Annotated in this window: 15 protein-coding genes; 8 read left to right on the forward strand and 7 right to left on the reverse strand. The window is 61.5% G+C overall.

Features of this window, described 5'->3' with window-relative positions; all coding sequences use genetic code 11:
• Positions 1-46: 46 nt before the first annotated feature.
• The gene (locus OVA07_RS02900) at positions 47-844 is read left to right on the forward strand and encodes a metallophosphoesterase family protein (protein ID WP_268169970.1); all 798 of its coding nucleotides are present in this window, start codon (positions 47-49) and stop codon (positions 842-844) included.
• A gap of 351 nt (positions 845-1195) precedes the next feature.
• A complete protein-coding gene (locus OVA07_RS02905) occupies positions 1196-3655 on the forward strand; it encodes a TonB-dependent receptor (RefSeq protein ID WP_268172593.1) in 2460 nt (819 codons plus the stop codon).
• A gap of 367 nt (positions 3656-4022) precedes the next feature.
• Here the strand turns inward: OVA07_RS02905 and OVA07_RS02910 are convergent, their stop codons facing one another.
• Positions 4023-6194 (reverse strand): ATP-binding protein, encoded by a 2172-nt coding sequence (locus OVA07_RS02910; protein WP_268169971.1) that lies wholly within the window; start codon positions 6192-6194, stop codon positions 4023-4025.
• 2 nt (positions 6195-6196) lie between these two features.
• Positions 6197-6571, reverse strand: coding sequence for a hypothetical protein (locus OVA07_RS02915; protein ID WP_268169972.1), 375 nt, complete (start codon positions 6569-6571; stop codon positions 6197-6199).
• Between the two features lie 120 nt (positions 6572-6691).
• Between OVA07_RS02915 and OVA07_RS02920 the strand changes: the two genes are divergently transcribed.
• A complete protein-coding gene (locus tag OVA07_RS02920) occupies positions 6692-6910 on the forward strand; it encodes a hypothetical protein (protein WP_268169973.1) in 219 nt (72 codons plus the stop codon).
• Positions 6911-7132: 222 nt separating this feature from the next.
• Here the strand turns inward: OVA07_RS02920 and mtgA are convergent, their stop codons facing one another.
• Together mtgA and OVA07_RS02930 are read right to left on the reverse strand one after the other, a co-directional pair.
• Positions 7133-7855: a monofunctional biosynthetic peptidoglycan transglycosylase gene (gene mtgA / locus OVA07_RS02925; protein WP_268169974.1), complete on the reverse strand. Its 723-nt coding sequence runs from the start codon at positions 7853-7855 to the stop codon at positions 7133-7135.
• 61 nt (positions 7856-7916) lie between these two features.
• Positions 7917-8600, reverse strand: a complete 684-nt coding sequence (locus OVA07_RS02930; RefSeq protein WP_268169975.1) for a Crp/Fnr family transcriptional regulator — start codon at positions 8598-8600, stop codon at positions 7917-7919.
• Positions 8601-8731: 131 nt separating this feature from the next.
• Between OVA07_RS02930 and OVA07_RS02935 the strand changes: the two genes are divergently transcribed.
• The 4 genes from OVA07_RS02935 (at position 8732) to OVA07_RS02950 (ending at position 14456) form a co-directional block, all read left to right on the forward strand.
• Positions 8732-9169 (forward strand): hypothetical protein, encoded by a 438-nt coding sequence (locus tag OVA07_RS02935; protein WP_268169976.1) that lies wholly within the window; start codon positions 8732-8734, stop codon positions 9167-9169.
• Complete coding sequence (locus tag OVA07_RS02940) at positions 9132-9839, forward strand: ATP-binding cassette domain-containing protein (RefSeq protein ID WP_268169977.1); 708 nt, start codon at positions 9132-9134, stop codon at positions 9837-9839. Before OVA07_RS02935 ends, OVA07_RS02940 begins: the two co-directional genes overlap by 38 nt.
• A 181-nt stretch (positions 9840-10020) precedes the next feature.
• Positions 10021-13071, forward strand: coding sequence for an ATP-binding protein (locus tag OVA07_RS02945; RefSeq protein ID WP_268169978.1), 3051 nt, complete (start codon positions 10021-10023; stop codon positions 13069-13071).
• Positions 13068-14456, forward strand: coding sequence for a hypothetical protein (locus OVA07_RS02950; protein ID WP_268169979.1), 1389 nt, complete (start codon positions 13068-13070; stop codon positions 14454-14456). The genes OVA07_RS02945 and OVA07_RS02950 overlap by 4 nt, the downstream gene beginning before the upstream one ends.
• 7 nt (positions 14457-14463) lie before the next feature.
• Here the strand turns inward: OVA07_RS02950 and OVA07_RS02955 are convergent, their stop codons facing one another.
• Entirely contained in the window at positions 14464-15015 is a 552-nt protein-coding gene (locus tag OVA07_RS02955) for a hypothetical protein (RefSeq protein WP_268169980.1), read from the reverse strand.
• A gap of 75 nt (positions 15016-15090) precedes the next feature.
• Between OVA07_RS02955 and OVA07_RS02960 the strand changes: the two genes are divergently transcribed.
• The gene (locus OVA07_RS02960) at positions 15091-17637 is read left to right on the forward strand and encodes a Dyp-type peroxidase (RefSeq protein WP_268169981.1); all 2547 of its coding nucleotides are present in this window, start codon (positions 15091-15093) and stop codon (positions 17635-17637) included.
• Between the two features lie 63 nt (positions 17638-17700).
• Here the strand turns inward: OVA07_RS02960 and rpoH are convergent, their stop codons facing one another.
• Together rpoH and OVA07_RS02970 are read right to left on the reverse strand one after the other, a co-directional pair.
• Positions 17701-18603 carry an RNA polymerase sigma factor RpoH gene (gene rpoH, locus OVA07_RS02965; protein WP_268169982.1) on the reverse strand — a complete coding sequence of 301 codons (903 nt, stop codon included), beginning with the start codon at positions 18601-18603 and terminating at the stop codon, positions 17701-17703.
• Positions 18604-18714: 111 nt separating this feature from the next.
• A complete protein-coding gene (locus tag OVA07_RS02970; RefSeq protein ID WP_268169983.1) occupies positions 18715-19692 on the reverse strand; it encodes an RluA family pseudouridine synthase in 978 nt (325 codons plus the stop codon).
• Positions 19693-19799 lie beyond the last annotated feature (107 nt).

The raw sequence follows: 19799 nt of genomic DNA on the forward strand, positions 1-19799 counted from the left end.
GCATGGCGCACATCTTCGGCCCATATCGCCGGGGTAAAGAGGGTCCATGCTCAGTAAAATTCGTTCCTTGTTCCAGTCCTCCACGCCGGAAGTCCTGCCTGAACCGTCGGCCAGCATTGCGCCCGGTCAGCGGGTCTATGCCATCGGCGATATTCATGGCCGGCTCGATCTCTTCGACCTGCTGCTGGCCGAAATCGAGATGGACAGCGCCGCGCGCGGGGCTGCGCAGACCGCGCTGGTCCTGCTGGGCGATCTGATCGACCGTGGCCCTGAAAGCCGTGGCGTGGTTGACCGGGCCATGGCTCTGGTGGCTGCGGGCAATACCCGCGTGCTGGCCGGCAACCACGAAGAAATGCTGCTCTCCAGCCTCGAAGATCCTGAAACGCTGCGTCACTTCCTGCGTCACGGCGGCAAGGAAACGCTGTTCAGCTATGGCTTGCCGCAGTCAGACTACAGCCGCTCAAATCTGGAAGACCTGCACGCCCGCCTGCCCGATCTGGTGCCGCAGGCCCACATCGACTTCATGCGCGCCATGGAAGACCGCATCGTCGTGGACGATTACCTGTTCGTCCATGCCGGAATCCGCCCCGGTGTGCCGGTTGCCGAACAGACCACTTCGGACCTGCGCTGGATTCGCCGCGAATTTCTGGACCACGCCGACGCGCACGATCACCTTGTCGTCCACGGCCACACCATCACCAACGCGCCGGTGATGCTGCCCAACCGTATCGGCATCGACACCGGCGCTTTCGCCTCTGGCCGCCTTACCGCACTTGGTATCGAAGGAAACGAACGCTGGATCGTCGAAGCGTTCATTCCGCCCGCCCTAAAACCAGCGGACTGAACAACAAAGGCGTGTAAAACCCCGCACTGCAGCAACTTTTGTTCGCTGTTGCGAAAAGGCAACTATTTGCCTTAAATTACCCATTTTCCGCTCGATCCCGCAATAAAATTACGCCATTTCACGGCAGCACGTAACAGCCTTTGCGCATATGCGGGAATGACTGTCTTCCCGTCGCAACATCGTCATTCCAGTGTCATTTGTTACCGGTTTTAAGCCCCCACACGGACGGTCTAGGGCCGCCCGGATGGACAAAGGCGGGGGTGATTCCCTTGCCTCTGCCCAGAATCGGCGCGGGCCTGTTCCGCGTCCCAATCGCGCCACAAGGCGCATTCATGGGGTCAACACATGCAGATGAAGTTCCTGGTCGCCGCATCGACCATCGCGATCGGCAGCGTCTCGCTCGCCAGCGCCGCGCACGCCCAGTCCACCGGCTCGGTCGATTTCGAAACGCCGATCATCGTCACCGGCAGCGTCGTCCGTTCGGTCGGCGGCGTCGAAACGCCCGATACCAGCCGCGCCAAGCAGGTGCTCGATCAGGCCATCATCAGCCGTCAGGCTCCCGGCCAGTCAATCAACGACATCATCAACCTCGTCCCCGGCGTCAGCTTCCAGAACAACGACCCGTTCGGTTCGGCTGGCGGCACGCTGACCATCCGCGGCTTTGACAGCACGCGCATTTCGCAGACCTTCGACGGTCTGCCGCTCAACGATACCGGCGGCTATGCGCTCTATTCGAACCAGCAACTCGATCCTGAGCTGATCGAACAGGTCAACGTCAACCTCGGCTCCACCGATGTCGACAGCCCCACCGCCGCTGCCACCGGTTCAACCGTCAACTACCGCACGCGCAAGCCTTCGGAAGACTTCGGCGTCCGCATGGTCGGTTCGGCTGGCCGGTTTGATTTCATGCGCGTGTTCGGCATGGTCGATACCGGCAATCTCAATGCATCGGGCCTGCGCGCATTCATCGCCGCCAGCTCGGCCACCAACGACACCATCTTTGGCGGCATTGGCCAGATCAACAAGAAGCAGGTCAACGCCCGCATCTATCAGCCGCTGGGCGACAATGGCGATTTCATCTCGGTCGCGGCTCACTACAACAAGAACCGCAACAACTTCTTCGGTTCGGTCAACCTGCGTTCGGACACGTTCCCCGACACCAAGGCTGAACGCGACTACACCGTCACGCGCTGCACCGTGCCCGCAGGCGTTACCGGCGTTGCCGATGCCGCCAGCAGCTGCGGTTCGGTGTTCGATTATCGCTACAACCCGTCCGACACCGGCAACATCCGCCTCAACTCGCGCTTCACGCTGGCTGATGGCCTCGTCCTCTCGGTCGATCCCAGCATCCAGTACACCAAGGCCAATGGCGGCGGCACCTCGGTTGCGCGCGAAGGCGTCTATACCCTGTCGGGCGTCAACTACACCGGCTACATCGGCTCCACCCCCTATTTCGGCGGCGTCGATCTGAACGGTGACGGCGATACGCGCGATCAGGTGCGCATCCACACCCCCAGCCAGACCAAGACCTGGCGCATCGGCGTCATCTCGTCGCTGCGCTATGAAATCGATGAAAACAACATCGTCCGTCTGGCCTATTCATATGATCGCGGCCACCACCGCCAGACCGGTGAAACCGGCCTGCTCGCCTACAACGGCTTTGGCGCAGAACCCTTCCCGGTCGATAATGCCCTGATCGGTCAGGACGGTACTGCCCTGCAAAAGCGCAACCGCCTGTCCTATGCCATCCTGCATCAGGTGTCGGGCGAATATCGCGGCACGTTCAGCGACCTTACCGTCACCGCCGGTCTGCGCTCGCCGTTCTTCCGCCGCAACCTGACGAACTACTGCTTCGCCACCACCGCCACCGGCAACGTCTCGTGCTTCGGCACCGATGCGGCCAACGCGGCCTATGATGCAGCCACCACGTTCCAGGGTCCGCAGCAGCGCATCTTCAACTACAACAAGCTGCTGCCCAGCTTCGGCCTGACCTACAAGGTGGGCGATGCCGGCACGGTCTTTGCCAACTACTCGCAGGGTCTGCAGGTGCCGGGCACCGACAACCTCTACCAGTCGTTCTTCTATGCGCCCGACCGCGCAGAAGCGAAGCCCGCGCCCGAAACCTCGCACAACTTCGACCTTGGCTTCCGCGTCCGTTCGGGCCGGGTGCAGGCTCAGGCTTCGGCGTGGTACACCATCTACAACAACCGTCTGGCCTCGGCCTATGACATCGATCTGGATGCCACGATCTACCGTAACCTCGGTCGCGTCGACAAATACGGCATCGACGGCAGCATCTCGTACATGCCGATCGACAGCTTCAGCCTCTACCTGTTCGGTTCGTACCTGAAGTCGAAGATCAAGAACGATGTCATCACCGGTGAAACCACCGTTGGCGGCGTTGTCACCCCGGTCTACGCAGCCACCGCTGGCAAGCGTGAAGGCGGCGCCCCGGTCTACACCTTCGGCGCCCGCGCCCAGGGTGAAATCGGCCCAGTCTCGCTCGGCATTCAGGCTAAGCGCACCGGTCCGCGCTATGTCAACGACCAGAACCTGCCGATCACGGTCAGCGGTTCGGTGGTCTATCCCAACAAGACGCCTGCCTACACGCTGGTCGATCTTGACGCCAAGCTGAACCTCGAATTCCTCGGCCTGAACGACAAGACCTTCTTCCAGCTCAACGTCTCGAACCTGTTCGACGAAGTTTACGTCGGCGGCTTCAGCGGCACGGCCACCTCGACCAGCAGCGTCCCCTTCGCCCAGATCGGCGCGCCCCGCACGGTCATCGGCACCATCAGCGTCGGCTTCTGATCGCCACACTGACGGCACAAGAAAAGGCGCGGGAGGAACAATCCCCCCGCGCCTTTTTCTATGCCCGCGCTCCGCAAGCAGGAAGGCAACGGCAATCACGCCCCGCCCGCAAGCGAAAAGGCCACCCCGACCACGACCCTCCCACAAGCGGGAGGCACCCCCTATTACTCCCCTCCCGCAAGCGGGAGGGGCTGGGGGAGGGCCTGTTCAACCACCACCCATTCATGTCGAGCGAAGTCGAGACACAAACCTAAAGCAACGCGGAAAAGCCCGACCTGCCGCAGACCGCTGCACGACTTTTGCCTTTAAAGATGGAATGTCAGGATACGAGCCCTTGCGGACTTCCGCTCTCATGCAACCTTGATATCTAGCTCGCTAGCTTGTGGAAAAGTTCTACATTGCTAGAGAACGAAACATCTTGACGGAAGTGGATGAAAACGGGTCGCGTTCCAGACACTTGGCGGGACTTAACAGTAACAAGATCCAAGTCTTGTAGGGCTGCATAGACCTTTGGCCAATCTTGGTGAGAAATAATCCTCCGACCAAGCGCATCAGTGTCATCAAGATTGGTGCCAAGCCAGAACGTGCGATAACGCTCAATACGGCCAAGCAATTCAGCAACTTCGGGTTGCCAGGCAAGGCCGTCATCGGCATCGGCGGGATTATACGCTTCAAAGAACGATTGGATCTCGCGCGGGTCAGTTGTTGTGCCTTCCCGGCGCACCAAAGTTTGCGGCTTGATATACTTCGGCATCGGGAGAGGGAGTTGCGTTTGCTCATTGATCTCAAGTGTAGAAATAAACGTTCCACTCTCGAACTTCACATGCCGCAGGTCGGCGCTGCCAGCATACAGAATGCTGATCATCGTATCGCGAATTGTGATCCCATCGGGTGCGGCAAAAGGGAAATAGAGTTCGTTGACACTAATACCTTGGATCAATAGATTTGCATCATCAGGCGCGGTCGCGCAAGCGGCCGCAATGCCCAGCACAGCCAAGTTAGTGTTGGTACGATCACGCGAGGGCTTGGCAATTGCGGCTCGAACTTCGCGTAAAAATTGACTGGCCAACTCGGCTTTGCCTCGGGCGACATGGCCAAAAACTTCTAGCGCTTCGCGGCCGAACAAGTTGCGCCGAACGTAACGGGGTGTTTCGCCGTCACCAACCGAGCGTAGCGTCTCCCTCGCAAGGAAATGCTGGAGCAGCTGTTCGTGCGCGAAACGCACATGGCCTGCGCGCAGGTCCTTTGCAAGAAACACAACCGTATGCGCCCGATGCGCTACGGCCGCGATCTGATCGTCGGGCAGCAGGCCTTCGGCCGCAACGGTCGCAAGCAGTTCGAGCGCATCTTCGGCGATGGATTCGGATTGATTTTCTGCTAAATCGCGAGCGACCTCCTCGAGAAACCGCCCAACGAATTCTTCGTAGAGAGCGGTCGCCATTTCCCGGTTGGGCGGGTCAAGCTCGGCAAGAAACTTGCTGCCTTCGCGGTGGATCATGATGTCCACCAGATAGCTGAGTAGGTCCGATGCGGGCGGCGTATCGTCTTTCAGTGCTTCAGGCTCACGGGCTATTACGTCGAGAAAAAAGGGGCGCAGCGCATAGGAGCCCTTTACAAAGATTGGCTCTACAAATTCGCCATTAAGGACACTGTAGTCCCAACCTTCCTTGTCGAGCAACCATTGCCGCGCGTCCTCGGGCTGAGGATCGTTCAGTGAAAGGGTCGCGAGCCGATCATGCTCGGTCTTGAACGACGTCAATTGCCGAAGCATCATTTCGGTCGAAACAAAGGTCTCCCGGCCCGCTAACAAGAAAGTCGCTGCACCGCGCACGTCCTCAATAAGACTATTCAGCCCACTCCATGCCGTTTTAAATCCATTAGGGTCAGACAATTCGTCAAAGCCATCGATGGCGAGCGTGATAAGTCCGTGGCGAATTAACGATTTGAGCTGGTTGATCGTCAGGTTTGAGCGGACGTCTTGAAGCGTAAAGGCTATCAGGTCGCCGATATTCTGCAATACGCGGCCTCGGCTGATGATCTGGAGGATAAGCGAGGTTGATCCATCGAAGGTTTCGGCGCGCAACAGCGCCGTCTCGCGAACAATTGTCGTCTTCCCCACGCCGGCTGGACCTTCGATCAATAATAGATCGGTGCCCTCGAGTTTCTGTGACGCCTGCATGCCCCGCAGCCAGCAGTCGAGCCCTTTCCAAGGTTCTTGCTCCGCTTTGAATGCTGGAACGGCTCCCGCCACCTGATCAATCTTGATCGAGATTGGCACCGGGGGCCCCTTCATCCGCTGCTGCGATAGCAAGACAGCTTGATTCTGAGCGATCCTAGCCAGATCTGCGAATATCGGGCTCGCCAGTACCGCCGCACTGCCGGAGCAGCGTTGACGGCCTTCGCTTGTAACGATCGAATAGCCATCATTTTCTATTTCTACAGAAACGGAATACCCGTTCCGCATCAGCGAAAATCCACAGGGTGTTATTTCAGCCAACGTGCCCAAATCGGCAAAGGGTGCAAGATCAGCGAGAGACAACTTTAGTGGCGGCATATTAAATCCGTCATTTTTGGGTTACTGTTTCCGATACCACCCCGCGCTAGAAAAATCACGCGACGATCCGTGCCATGCAACAAGCCTTCGGCGGTCAGGATGCCAGGAACCAAATCTGCATCCTGCCCGATGACGATTAACCAGCTGCCGTCATCTTCCATTGCAAGGTGCAGAAGATCCGACACCAAGGCGGTATCGACCATTTTCTCACCCAGCCCGCCGGCTCGGTCGCGTTGCAGCGTACTAGGTAGGTGGTGGTCTTGCAAAGGTCCACACAGACGGCTGTCCTTTGCGCCCAGCAGCCGGTCTCCAAACTCAAGATCCCGCAAAACATGTAATGAACGAGGCGAATACTCGCTCAAGCCGCGATCATCTCGATTGCTAGGATCGTAAACCCGTGCTGCCTCCAGTGCCATTCGTCGCTTAGTTGGCCCAAAGCCTGTGCGCCAGCCATGGTAAGCACGCACAAAAAGGAAAAAAGCTTGGCCACAAGCCTCTTTATGCAACAGCTTTCCAACTCGACGGCAGATATGCCGCAAAGTGCGGCGAGCCATTTCGGTTTCTTCGCCGCTCCGAACATGAGCGGGCAAGGCACGCAACTCGCTGTTCCAGTCAACAAGAACATGGATGTTTTTGGGCCGACCCGCCATAATTTGTCATTCTGCCTTCAGGTGGTAAAACCGGGTGTTCACCATCCATAATTCACGGTCATACATTTGCTGACCTGGAGGGCAATTCATTTCACTGTCTTCGTTCATATTTTATGAGTTCGTCGAAAAGTCTAAAATGAGGTCGGCAAAAACCAGCCAGCTTTCTCCTATGCCAATGTTGCGGGCGTAAAGACGCCAACGTCCACTTACTCAGTACACTTACTCAGTAGCAGCCGCTCCCTGCCTCCGTGCCGAATGACTGATGAGTCCCCCCTACCGGTAAACACACCCATCCAGCCCATCGTTGCGCACCACGGCCACCTGTCGCGCAATTGCGTTGCCGTGGCGGCGGGTGAAGCCGCCTGCGCCGTTTACTTCGCGCTCTTTGGGCAGGGGCAGCACGGCGGCGATGCGGGCGGCTTCGGTGGGGCTGAGCTTGCGTGCGCTCTTGCCGTAATAACGCTGCGCGCCTGCTTCCACGCCATATGTGCCGATGCCCGTCTCGGCCACGTTCAGGTACATTTCCATGATCCGGCGTTTGCCCCAGATCGTTTCGATCAGCACGGTGTACCAGGCTTCCAGTCCCTTGCGGAAATAGCCGCCGCCTTGCCACAGGAACACGTTCTTGGCGGTCTGCTGGCTGATCGTCGATCCGCCGCGAATGCGCCCGCCCTGCTGGTTGCGTTTGAACGCCTGCATCATCGCGGTATGGTCAAACCCGTTGTGCAGGCAGAACTTGCCATCCTCGCCCGCAATCGCTGCGCTCACCATATCGCGGTCGATATCGTCCAGCGGGGTCCAGTCCTTGGTGATGGAATGGTCGTCCAGCAGCATCGTCAGCGTGACCGGCACCGGCACGAATTTATAGATCACCACTTGCGCGACCGAAATGAACAGGAACGCGGCAATCAGCCGCGCGATGAACCAGCCGACCTTGCCCACCGGGCCGGATGACGTGGCAACGGGTCGTCGGGAATTCTTGAGATTTTCCAGCATCGCCGCCGTTTATCCAACAACTCGCCCGCGCTGGCAATCCGCCAGCACGCCCTTTGCGCCATCACGCCGTCGTCGAATAACGGCTGATCCGTTCCGACAGCCGTGCGACCGAGGGGATCACCACCCGCCGCCCGTCACGCAGGACCAGCCCTTCGCGCATCAGTTGCGAAAATTCGCGGGTCACCGTTTCGCGGTTGGTGCCGATGCGCGCCGCCAGTTCGGCCTGCGTTGGCACCCGCACGATCACCGCGCGCCCGTCACCATCGCGCTCATCCGCCAGCCGCAGCAGTTCTGATTGCAGCCGCGCGCCCACGCCCATGTTCGACAGTTCATAGATGCGGCTGGTCAGATAACGCACCTGCCGCGCCAGATAGCGGGCCAGCCACAGGCTCACCACGGCCTCGTTCTCGATCAGCGACACGAAGGTCTTGCCCGGCACCATCAGCAGGGCGCTGTTTTCCGCGGCGATCACATCGGCCGACCGTGGCTCGCCATCAATCGCGGCCAGTTCGCCAAACATCTCGCCCGGCCCGATCCCGCGCAGCACGGTCTCGCGCCCCAGCGAGGATACCAGCGATACCGTCACGCGGCCTTCGGTCACCAGATAGACGTCGGTTGCAGGCAGCCCCACCGACAGCAGCACCTGCCCCTTGCGCACCCGCAGCGGCCGTCCATGTGCGGTCAGCACAGCGCGCACATCGTCCGGCACTGTCACCACCGATGAATGTATGTCCGTGCCCGACATCGTGATTGCTGCCCCCTGCCATCGCCTTAGCGGGTGTGCGCAGAATCACAAGACACTGGTGTCCTGGCAAACGGCGCCCGCCGCTCCGATAAGGCATTATCCTGCCATCGTATTTCAACCAAAATGGGCCAATGCACAGGTATCTCGTCTGGAAAACCGGTCCCGGTGCGCTCAGCATCGAATGTCGCCGTCTGGGTGAGGCGGCGCTGCGTCCGAATATCCAGATCGTCACGCCCACCGGCGCCCTGTCGCTGGCGCGCGAGGATGAGATGGACCTTGCTCGCTTCCACCTTGATGACCGGCAGGTTGCCAGCCTTCTGGCCAGCCCCGGCACCATGCAGCCGCCCTGCCTGGTGTTCGACTGCGCCGCCTTTCTCGCCCGCGCAGCTCCGGCTCGCACCTGGGGCTGGTCGATCCGCATGATCCGCGGCTGCTCTCCTTTGGCGGGTGAACATCTCGGCGGCCGCCCGCTCGCCCTGCGGCGCGACGGTTTCACCCGCGCCGTTGTCCGCCACCTGCCCGATCAGGCGCGTGTCGCCCACGATCATGTCATCATCGGCCTCGCCTGACACCGCCGATACCCGGCCTGCGCAGCCCGCGGCGCTGCAAGCCCGGTCGCTTGCCTTCAACCCGGCCTTCACTGCAGCCTGCGACACAGGCCCGCTCGTGGTGGATGGTCACTTCCCATCCGGCTCGATCACCCTGCTGACGGGCGATTCCAGGCACCTTGGCGCGGCGCTTGCCGTGCTGGCCCTGCGCGAAAACCCGCTGTCGGGCCAGCTATTGCACGGCGATACGGATATTCTTGCGCTTGATCGCGCGCAGGCAAGCCTGTGGCGGCGGCACACCTTGCGCTTTTTGCCACACGATCCGGCGCTGCCTGCCACCCGCACCGCGCTGCACCACCTGCAAACCGAAACGCGCGAACACGAACCGCAGGCCGCCATCCCCCGCGCGCTCGATCTGCTTGACCGGTTCGATCTGGGCCGCCGCGCGGGCACCAGGACATCGGCTCTGCCTCCCGGCCCGCAACAGGCGCTGGCCCTTGCCACCGCCCTATGCGTTCTTCCCCGCATCCTCGTACTTGATGATGTAACTGCCCACATGGGCGCGCAGCTTGCTGGCAAGGTCATTCGCGCCATCCACCATCAGGTGCGCAAACGCGCGATGATCGTCATCGCCACCTCAACCGATCGCATGTTCATCGAAAACGCCGACCGCCAGCTTGCTGTCGCCTGATATGGTCTCCGCTTTGTCCCCTGCCGGAACTGGCTTTGCGGATTTTATAACACGAATCCCATTGCACTTTTCGCCCTATCCTGTGATTTTACATCGCAGGTGCGAGCCACAGGGCAGGCTTGGCGGGTATCGAGGCTCCTTGCTTCAATGGCCGTTTCACCGTGGGGCAAGATCAAACGAAGTGAGGGTCGCAGGCACTGGTTCCCCCGGCAATGGACCGGATGCAGGCTGGCCGCATTCCACCGGTCGCCCAGCTTCGGCTGAACTTGCCAGTTCGCTTGATACCATCCGCTTTGCCACCATCCTGTTTGCCGATATCGTCGGCTCCACCCGCCTCATCAGCACGCTTGATCCCGAAGATGCGCGCGATCTGCTGGATCGCGCCGTGCAGGTGATGAAAGACGCCATCCACGAATGCGGCGGAATGGTCGTGCGGGTTCAGGGCGATGGCGTGATGGCCGTGTTCGGCGTTCATCCCGCTGCCGAAGACCATGCCCTGCGCGCTGCCATTGCCGCCCGCAACGCGGTTGATCGGCTGCGCAATAGCAGCATGGGCGTGCTGCCTGCGCCACAGGCGCGCATCGGCATTCACGCCGGTCCTGTCCTGCTGCGCCAGCAGGACAATGATTTCGGCAGCATCATCGATCTTGTCGGCCATGCGGCCCACGTTGCCGGACAAGTGGAAAAGCTGGCCCCGCCGGGCAGCGTGGCCATCAGCCAGTCGACCCTTTCGTTGATTACCGAACATTGCGAAACCCGGCCCCTCGCCACCCAGTCTCATTCTGGTCAACCCGATCCTGACCACGGTATCGGCTCGGCCATTCTGGAACTGACCCGCGTCGAACTGGCGCGGGGCGATCATCTGCCGGTAAAGGGCAATTCCACCTTCCCCTTCGTGGGCCGCGATGGCCAGTTGGACCTGATCCGCAGGCTGGTGTTCCATCTGGCCACAGGGCGCGGCACCAGCCTGCGCTTCACAGGCGAAGCAGGCATTGGCAAAAGCCGCCTTCTGCTTGAAGCATCACGCATTGCCGCGGGCGTGGGCATCGTATTCCTGTCGGTCCGGGGCAACGCGCTGACCCGTGCGGTGCCGTTTGGCTGCCTTGCCGGTGCCGTGCGCCACATGGTGCAATTGCTTGCGCAATTCGGCGGCAGCTTTGCCGCCACCGGTCTGACGCACGACCAGCGGCTGTTCGTCGACGCCTTCCTCGAAGGGCAAACCGACTGGTTGCCTGAAATGTCGCCGGGTGATCGCAATCGCGTGGCGTCACAGGCCATTATCGCGCTGGTTCATGCGGTTTGCGCCAAAACGCCGCTTCTGCTGCTGGCCGACGATATCCAGTATATGGACATCGCCTCGTTGGCAGTTCTGTCCGCACTTGCCGCAGAAATCGGGCGTCCTGAAGTTGACCCTTCCGAAACGGAAGCGGGCCAAACCGTCCGCGCCGCCATCATCTTTGCCGGTCGGCCCGAAGCGTCGCGCTGGTTCGGCGCGGCCGGGGCCTCGCCTATCGCACTCGAACCGCTGTCAGGCTCAGCCAGCAGGCAGATGGTTGCGGCCATCACCACCATGGATGGCCTTTCCCCCGATACGCTCGACAACATTCTCGAACGGTCAGGCGGCCTGCCTCTGGCCCTTCAGGAATTTGCCGTATCGGCGCGCAGTGAAAGCGCGCGGCTGCCCGCCCGGCTGGATAACCTTCTGGCAGAACGGCTTGCCCTGCTGGACGATAACGCCACTCGCCTGTGCCAGCTTTGTTCGGCACTGGGTGCGGCATTCCCAGCCAGCCATATGCGCGAAGCTGCGCGCCGCTGGTGCAATCGCCCCGACGAAGCCGTGCGCACACTGGTCGCGCAGCGCGTGCTGGAAACCACGGTGGGAGGGCAGGCCCGCTTCACGCACCAACTGGTGCAGGAAGCGGCCTATCTCACCATGTCGCGCCGCCGGCGCAAAGGCACGCACGCACGCATTCTCGAAATGCTCGAAGATGGTGAAGCGGTGGCAGACACCGAACCGCTCAGCCATGCAGAACTTGCTGCCCACGCTGAAAAGGCAGAACTGCCCGAAAGCGCGCTCGAACACCTCTGGAATGCCTGTCAGCAGGCACTGGGCCTTGCCGCCATCGAATCTGTCCTGCTGCTTTACCAGCGCGCGCGGGAAGTGGCTGCCGCACTTCCGGCTGAACTGGCCGCGCACGAACGGGCACGGTTCTCGCTTCTGGCTTTCGATGCCCTGCAACAGCTTTCGTGCGAACAGGACGCCCGCGAAGACATGCTGGCCCTTGCCGAAGGCAGGGTAAACCTTGGCCCGGTTGCCGCCACCGTCGCGCGCATTAATATGGCCGTGCTCGACTGGATCAATGGCGCGCCCCAAGCGGCAGAACAGTGGCTGGCCATGGCAGAGCGGGATCTGGCCGCACGCGAAAGCCTGCCCCGCCGCACATATGCCGATGTCGTCGGTGCCTATATCGCCAATTCGCTGGCCCGCCCTCGCGAAGCGGTTGACCGTATCGAACGGCTGTCCGCGCGGCTTGACGAAGGTTTGCGCAGCAAGACGTTCGGCGCTGTGGTGGTCATTCCTCACATCCTCGCCCGCGCATTCGGGGCATGGTATCTGACCGATCTGGGCGATTGCAAAAAGGCACGCGCCTGGCTGACAGAGGCGCTGTCACTTTCACGCCGCCATGCCCACGCCTATTCGCGCCTGCTCGCCTCGCTCGCGCACGGCTATCACCACTATCGCGCCGGGCGCAACGCGCGGGCCGTGGCCATTCTGCGTCGCGCCCACGCCACATGCCTGCTGCACCGCTTCTATGGCTTCGAACCGGCCTGCGCCGGCTGGCTTGCGCTCAGCCTGATCGAACAGGGCCTGCTCGATGAAGCTGCGCAGATCCTGCAGGAATCAGTTGAACGCGGCCATTTCCGGAAAATCCGCACATCGGCTACCTATTACCTGCACGAAGCCCGCGCCCGGCTGGCGCTGGCGCAGGGTGATCCTGCACTTGCGCTCACGCTTGCGCATGAAGCGCTGACCCATTGCCGGGATTGCGGTGAAGCCATGCACCAGCTTCACGCAGCGCTGCTGATGGAAGAAATCCTTGCCGTGGCCCAGCCCGAAATGACACGCACGGCTGAGCGCACAGAACTTGCAGAACGCATTCGCTCGGTCGGCATTGTCACTCTGCAGGTGCGATTGAACCAGCTGGGATGGCGAGAAGGCCCGTTGGGATGAGCGGTGAGGAAGCTCTTGCCCGCATCGCACGCGACCTGCTGCATCCCGGCGGGCCCGCACTTGCCCCGCACCCTGCCTATTCCGGCTCTGCAAAAGCCCCACGGGTGTTCGTGGCGGCACGTCACGATGTGGTTGTCGATGTCCTGTCCGACGAACCGCGTTTCTCGCTCGCGCTTTATGACGAACTGCTGGAACAGGTTGCCCCCGGCACGCGCTATCTCGTCGGCTGCAATGATGCCAACCGCCAGCTTCGGCTGCGCCTGCTCATGGCCGCGCAGGCTCAGGTTGACCGGGAACGCTGCGCGCCCGATGCCCCCGGCGTCGTGCCCAATCTCGCGCCCGGTTATCGCACCTTCATCGCTGCCATCGCGCGGGAAGAAGCCTCAGCCATTCTCACGGTGCTGGCCGCCCGCGCGCGCCTGAGCCCCGGTGCCGACAGAAGCATCAATTTCGTCCGCGAATATGCCTTTCTGCTGGCCTATCGCATGGCATGGCGCATCGTCGGTGTGGCTGGCCCGGCAAGGCCGCCCGCACTGGTTCGCATCGCCGTGGCCTTGCGCAATCTGTTCACCTCAGGCGCTGCGCTGCGGCTGAAGGGGGAATTGGGCACGGCCACCTCCACCCTCACCTTGCTGCACCCGCTGGTCGGCCATGTGTTCAGCACCGTCACCACCAGTCCGCGCCCGCTGCAATGGGCCAGCCGCGTGGCCACGCGCACATCGCTCGCCACTTTCGATGCTGCATGGGAAGCGCCCGGCGCGGCTCCGGAACACAGCCTTCTGCCGGCAATGTTGGCAGTGCGCGGCCAGTTTGCCCAAGTGGACGATGCCAACTTCCACCTTCAGGCGCGCAGCGTGCTGTTCGAACTTACCGGCGCACTGGCGCTGATCGTCGGCAAGTCGCTTGCCGAAATTGCAGGGTTCGCCACTTCGGACAAAGGCCGGGCAGCAGGTGTCGACTGGTTCGGCGTGGTCAACCGGCTGGCAGACCCGGTCGCAACGCCGACTCAGCACGATGCCACCATCAACGAACTGCTTCGCCTTGGCAGCGGGCAGCGGCTGGTCCGTACGGTGGCCATCGCCGGCCTGTGGCGCGGGATGGATCTGCAGGTCGGAGACCGCATTCTGGCCATGGTCGATGTCGCGGCGCACGATCCGGCAGCCTTTCCCAACCCGGAACGGTTCGCAGCCTCACCGACGCGCCCCTACATCACGTCGGGGCCGTTGCAGGGGCCGCATGTCTGTTACGGGCGGATGATCGCTTGGACCATTCTGCGCGAAGCCATCGTCGCCACGCGGGGGCAGATCGTGCCCATGGAAGACCCCGTGCTCAAGTCATTCGCAGGGCTGCCTGACGACCTTCGGTTCACGCCTGTGTACGCCTAGGTGTCGTTCAGGGACGTTCAGGTTTTTCGTTGGGGGAGCAGCATTCGTGACCGTTCAGCAGGACTTCCTGACCATCGCCGTGCCGATGCGCGATTCCACCCAATGGCGGGGCATCGGTTTTGCTGATATCGAGAACGCTTTGGAATGCTTGGGAAATCCGGCACGGCCAGACCTTGCGCGGCGCCTCCGCAAGACCGGAATCGTCCATTTTCTCAGCCTCCACGCCATCGCGGCGGATGAACCGGGCAAGCCCGGACACATCCTGATCGAAGCCACGGTCGATGGAACTGCCGCCGACGCTACCCCTGTCATCGCCGCCGCACTGGGCGAAGCGCTTCTGCCAATATTGCGCCTTTCCAATGGGATAGACCGTCTCGATCAGGTTCTCCCCCTCCTCGAAAAACACCGCCACACCCTGACCCCCGCCCCGTTCCCCAAACGCCGCCAACTCGCCGGCCTCCCGTTCAACGGCTTGCCCGGATTGACGGTTCGAGCGGTTCGGGAAAACCGCGTGATTGCGTGGCGTGCGCGTAAAGCCATCCGGCAGGAACGGCGTCAAAACAGCAGCTTAGGCCCGCAGTCGCTGTTCCGGGCGGCCGTCCGGCAGCTGGGTGACACCATCACCCACCCCGCCATGAACAGCCGCGCCCACCTGCTTTTTGCCGAAACCACCCGCGCCCCATGGCTGCCCATCGAACAGTCAAAGGGGCTGGTGGCGGCGGGGCTGAAAACGCTGTGGTCGGCCCGGCAACTGTTGGCGTTGAGCGTGGCGCTGCCTTGGCTGATAATCGTTGCTGTTCTGTGGCTTACGGGCGCTTCCTTGCCCACGGCCATGGCCGGAGCGATTGCCCCTGCACTGGTCATCACGGTTCTGCTGACAGCGTTTCTGGCCTGGCTTCTGGCGCGGGATGAAGCCGCCAACACCCCGGTTGATCGCACCCCCTCCCCGCGCAATCTGGCCGCCATCACCGCGCGCGAAAACGCACCCGGTTTTGTCCAGAACCACATGATAAGCGTTACCCGGTTACGCACCGCGCCCATCCGCCGCCTGTCATTATCGCTGGCTTTCAATGCGATAGCCACCATGGCCCGACTGGGCCTGATGCGGGCGGGGTTTCTGTCGACCATTGGCACGATCCACGCCGCGCGCTGGCTGGTTCTGCCCGGCACTCGTCAACTGGTGTTCACCAGCAACTATGGCGGAAGCTGGGAAAGCTATCTGGAAGACTTCATCACCAAATCCGCCCGCGGCGTTACGGGTGTGTGGAGCAACACCGAAGGCTTTCCCGCCACCAGCCTGCTGTTCTGCAAAGGTGCCGAAGACGGCGACCGGATGAAGCGGTTTGCCCGCTGTTCGATGAAGCCCACCGCATTCTGGTTTTCCGCATACCCTGACCTTGCCGCCGCCACGATCCGCAAGCAGGCCCTGATCGTCAGCGGGCTGATCTGCCGCCAGCGGGTAAGCGCATCGCCATCGGATGCCGAGGCGTGGCTGGACCTGTTCGGCACCATTCCGCGGCCCGATTACGGCCTGCAATACGGCGAAATCCAGACCCTGATGTTCGGCGGATTGCGTCGCCACCCCAACAGCCGCGTGGTCACTTTCCGGTTTGACCCTGACGGCGAACGCGAGGGCGATTTTACCCCGCGCGACCATGTGCGCCGCTGGCTGGCCGATCTGATCCGCGACAACGTGCTGTCATTTGGCGACAAACCGCCTGAAAGCTTTGTTTGCAACATTGCCTTCTCCGCACAAGGGCTTGCCCGGCTGGGGCTGGCAGATGAACTGGGCAAGGCAGAAGGCGCAGGCACAGCGCAGGGTTTCCCGCCCGCCTTTGCGCTGGGCATGCAGGACGAGGGACGAAAGCGTGCCTTAGGCGATCCGGCCACACTGGACTGGGATGAAGACAAGGCCCACGTCGCGCTGCTGTTCTATGCCAAGGACGAAGCTGCCGCCCACAGGATCGATGCCGAAATCGCCCGCGCCAAAGGTGCCGGGCTGGTGTTGTCAGGCCAGATCGAAACCGGACTGTCCAGCTTTGACCTGGATGCGTTCAAGAATGCATGGAACAAGGGCGATCAGTTGCCCGAAAAGGCCACATTTGCCGCCATACAGCCCGAAGGCAACGATGAGCTTTCCGATGAACCCTTCGGCTTCGTCGACGGCATTTCGCAACCGCTGGTGCGCGGATTTCCGGGCGGCCACGGCGCAGCCGATCCGGTCCATGCCGTGGAGCCGGGCGAGTTCATTCTGGGCTATAGCGACAATCGCGGCCACTTTCCGCCATCACCGATGGTCGAAGGTCCGCGCGGCACGGGAGGCCTTGATCCTACCGTGCTTCCGGCCCCTGCACATGAACAACCCTGCCAATATCCTGATTTTTCAGCGCAAAATAGCCACGTTCGCGATTTTGGCCGCAACGGTAGCTATCTGGTGATCCGGCAGTTGGGGCAAGATGTGTCGGGCTTCAACGCCGAACTGGACAGTCTGGCACACAAGATCTGCGCCAGCGGCGATGTCATCAATCCCTTTGCCGGGAACCTTGCCCGGACGCGCGAATGGATCGCCGCCAAGATGGTGGGCCGCTGGCGCGATGGATCAACGCTGGTCGACAACCCGTTCCGCCCGGCGTTCAAAACCGGGCAGGATGCGATCGCCGCCAATTCCTTTTTGTACAAGGATGCCGATCCTCAAGGACAGCGCTGCCCGTTTGGTGCGCATGTGCGCCGCACCTTCCCGCGTGACAGCCTTGCCCAGACCGACCCTGTGGAACTGTCCGTCAGCAATCGCCACCGCCTTTTGCGGCGCGGCCGCCCCTATCTGGACAAGGAGCGCAAGACCGCGCTGGGCACGCTGTTCATGTGCTTCAACGCCGATATCGAGCGGCAGTTCGAATTCGTGCAACAGACCTGGCTAGGGTCACCCTGCTTCCACGGGCTGGAACGCGAACCCGACCCCTTCGTGATGCATCACGGACAGGACGCCAGCGAGCATCGCAACGCCCGCTTCACGATTCCGGGGCGCAATGCCGCGATCACCATCAATCCGCTCCAACGCCACGTTACTTTGCGCGGTGGCGGCTATTTCTTCATGCCGGGCCGCCGCGCGCTGTGGTTCCTTGCCGGGCCAGCCTTTACCGCCGACCCTGCCATGCACAGCCTGAAGACAGCGGCAGACTGAAGCAGCAAAACGGCCGGACGATCAAGCCCGGCCGTTTGCATACATTCCGGCTTTGTCGCACGGTCACATTGCCGGGATCAGCTTGCGCTCCACAGCGATGCGTTGAATCGCCTTCTGCAGCTTTTCAAATGCGCGCACTTCGATCTGTCGCACCCGTTCACGGCTGACATTGTAAACCTGCGACAGTTCCTCCAGCGTCTTGGGGTCGTCAATCAGGCGGCGGTCGGTCAGAATGTGGCGTTCACGCTCGTTCAGGCTGTCCATAGCCTGCACAAGCAATTCGTGCCGGTACTTTGCCTCTTCAGCCTCTGCCACGGTTTCATCCTGCAGCGGACGATCGTCGGTCAGCCAGTCCTGCCACGAACCTTCGCCGTCTTCGCGCATGGAGACGTTGAGCGACGCATCGCCCCCCATCATCATGCGGCGGTTCATGTTGACCACTTCCTGTTCGGGTACGCCAAGATCGGTGGCGATCTTGCGCACGTCGTCAGGGTGCAGGTCCGAATCCTCGAACGCTTCAAGGTTCTTCTTCATCCGGCGCAGGTTGAAGAACAGCTTCTTCTGCGCCGCAGTGGTGCCCATTTTCACAAGGCTCCACGACCGCAGGATAAATTCCTGCATCGAGGCCTTGATCCACCACATGGCATAAGTCGCCAGACGGAAACCGCGATCTGGCTCGAATTTCTTCACGCCCTGCATCAGGCCGATATTGCCCTCAGAGATCAGTTCGCTGACCGGCAGGCCATATCCGCGATAGCCCATGGCAATCTTCGCCACGAGCCGCAGATGGCTCGTTACCAGTTGGGCGGCAGCTTCGGGATCCTGATGTTCCTGAAAACGCTTGGCGAGCATGTATTCCTGCTCAGCCGTCAGCACGGGAAACTTGCGGATCTCCGAGAGATAGCGGTTGAGGCTGGCTTCACCGCCAAGGGCAGGAACCGTCACAGCGCTCTTTTCCTTACTCACCTGAACACTTCCTTTCGTCGCGTCGGCTCCCTTTGACAGTCCCCTGATGGGCGACCGGCGGCGGGACCACACATTGCAGAGTCTCTTGTCGGACGACTCCGAAGTCCTTGTCTACACCATTGCCATAACTTTGGCATCCTGCCCTTCAGCGCAAAGTTCGACGATAAGTTCCCGCATATCGACGGGCGTCGCACTGACGAAGTGCAAAGGGCGGCCGCTGACAGGATGGATGAACCCCAGTTCGGCTGCATGCAGCGCCTGACGCTGGAATCCAAGCCGTACAAGCAGTGGCCGAAGTTTGGGCGGTGTACGTCCATAGACAGGATCACCCAATAGCGCGTGACCGATTGACGCAAGGTGAACGCGGACCTGGTGGGTTCTGCCGGTTTCCAGCCTGCATTCCACTAGCGCCGCCCCCTCCAGCGTCGCCAGCGTTCGATAATGGGTGACCGCGTGCTTGCCGCGTCCGTCCTCAACCAACGCCATCTTCTTGCGATCATGGCTGGACCGCGCAATCGCCCCGCGCACTGTTCCAGAAGGTGGCACGGGCAACCCGCCCGTCACGCATTTATAGGCCCGGACAATCGAATGATCGGCAAATTGTGCCGCCAGCCCTTCGTGCGCCACATCGGTCTTGGCCACCACCAACAAACCGGAAGTGTCCTTGTCGATCCGGTGCACGATACCGGGCCGCGCCACGCCGCCTATGCCCGAAAGCTGGCCCCGGCAATGGTGCAGCAGCGCGTTGACCAGTGTGCCATCAGCATTGCCCGCCGCCGGATGCACCACCAGCCCGGCAGGCTTGTCCACCACAACCAGCGCTTCGTCTTCATAGACCACGGCCAGCGGAATATCCTGCGCCACCGCTTCGGCCGGCACGGCTTGCGGCACGCGAATCTCGAATTTGGTGCCTTGCGCAACTTTGGCCGAAGCCTGCGTGGCAAGCGCGCCGCCCAGCCAGATTTGCCCTTCGGCCAACAGTGCCTTCACCCGTTCGCGAGAAAGCCCGCTGACATCGGCCAGCGCCTTGTCCAGTCGCTGCCCGTCATTGGCAATCGTGCCCGCAATGATGCTGTCAAAAGCCCCCATCTTTATAGATATGGGGAGCGATTATGTGGGACGCAAGGCGTTGGGACTACGGCGGAGACGTATGCCAGAATGCGTTGCACCGACAAGATCGAAGGCTTCGAACAGAC

Origin of the sequence: Novosphingobium sp. SL115 (genome assembly GCF_026672515.1) — a bacterium.
Taxonomy (GTDB): domain Bacteria; phylum Pseudomonadota; class Alphaproteobacteria; order Sphingomonadales; family Sphingomonadaceae; genus Novosphingobium.

Bases quoted from the DNA above. Each gene is read 5' to 3' on its own strand.
- OVA07_RS02900 (WP_268169970.1), top strand. From the start codon at position 47: ATGCTCAGTAAAATTCGTTCCTTGTTCCAGTCCTCCACGCCGGAAGTC.
- OVA07_RS02905 (WP_268172593.1), top strand. From the start codon at position 1,196: ATGAAGTTCCTGGTCGCCGCATCGACCATCGCGATCGGCAGCGTCTCG.
- mtgA (WP_268169974.1), bottom strand. From the start codon at position 7,855: ATGCTGGAAAATCTCAAGAATTCCCGACGACCCGTTGCCACGTCATCC.
- OVA07_RS02930 (WP_268169975.1), bottom strand. From the start codon at position 8,600: ATGTCGGGCACGGACATACATTCATCGGTGGTGACAGTGCCGGACGAT.
- OVA07_RS02935 (WP_268169976.1), top strand. From the start codon at position 8,732: ATGCACAGGTATCTCGTCTGGAAAACCGGTCCCGGTGCGCTCAGCATC.
- OVA07_RS02950 (WP_268169979.1), top strand. From the start codon at position 13,068: ATGAGCGGTGAGGAAGCTCTTGCCCGCATCGCACGCGACCTGCTGCAT.
- OVA07_RS02960 (WP_268169981.1), top strand. From the start codon at position 15,091: ATGAACAGCCGCGCCCACCTGCTTTTTGCCGAAACCACCCGCGCCCCA.
- OVA07_RS02970 (WP_268169983.1), bottom strand. From the start codon at position 19,692: ATGGGGGCTTTTGACAGCATCATTGCGGGCACGATTGCCAATGACGGG.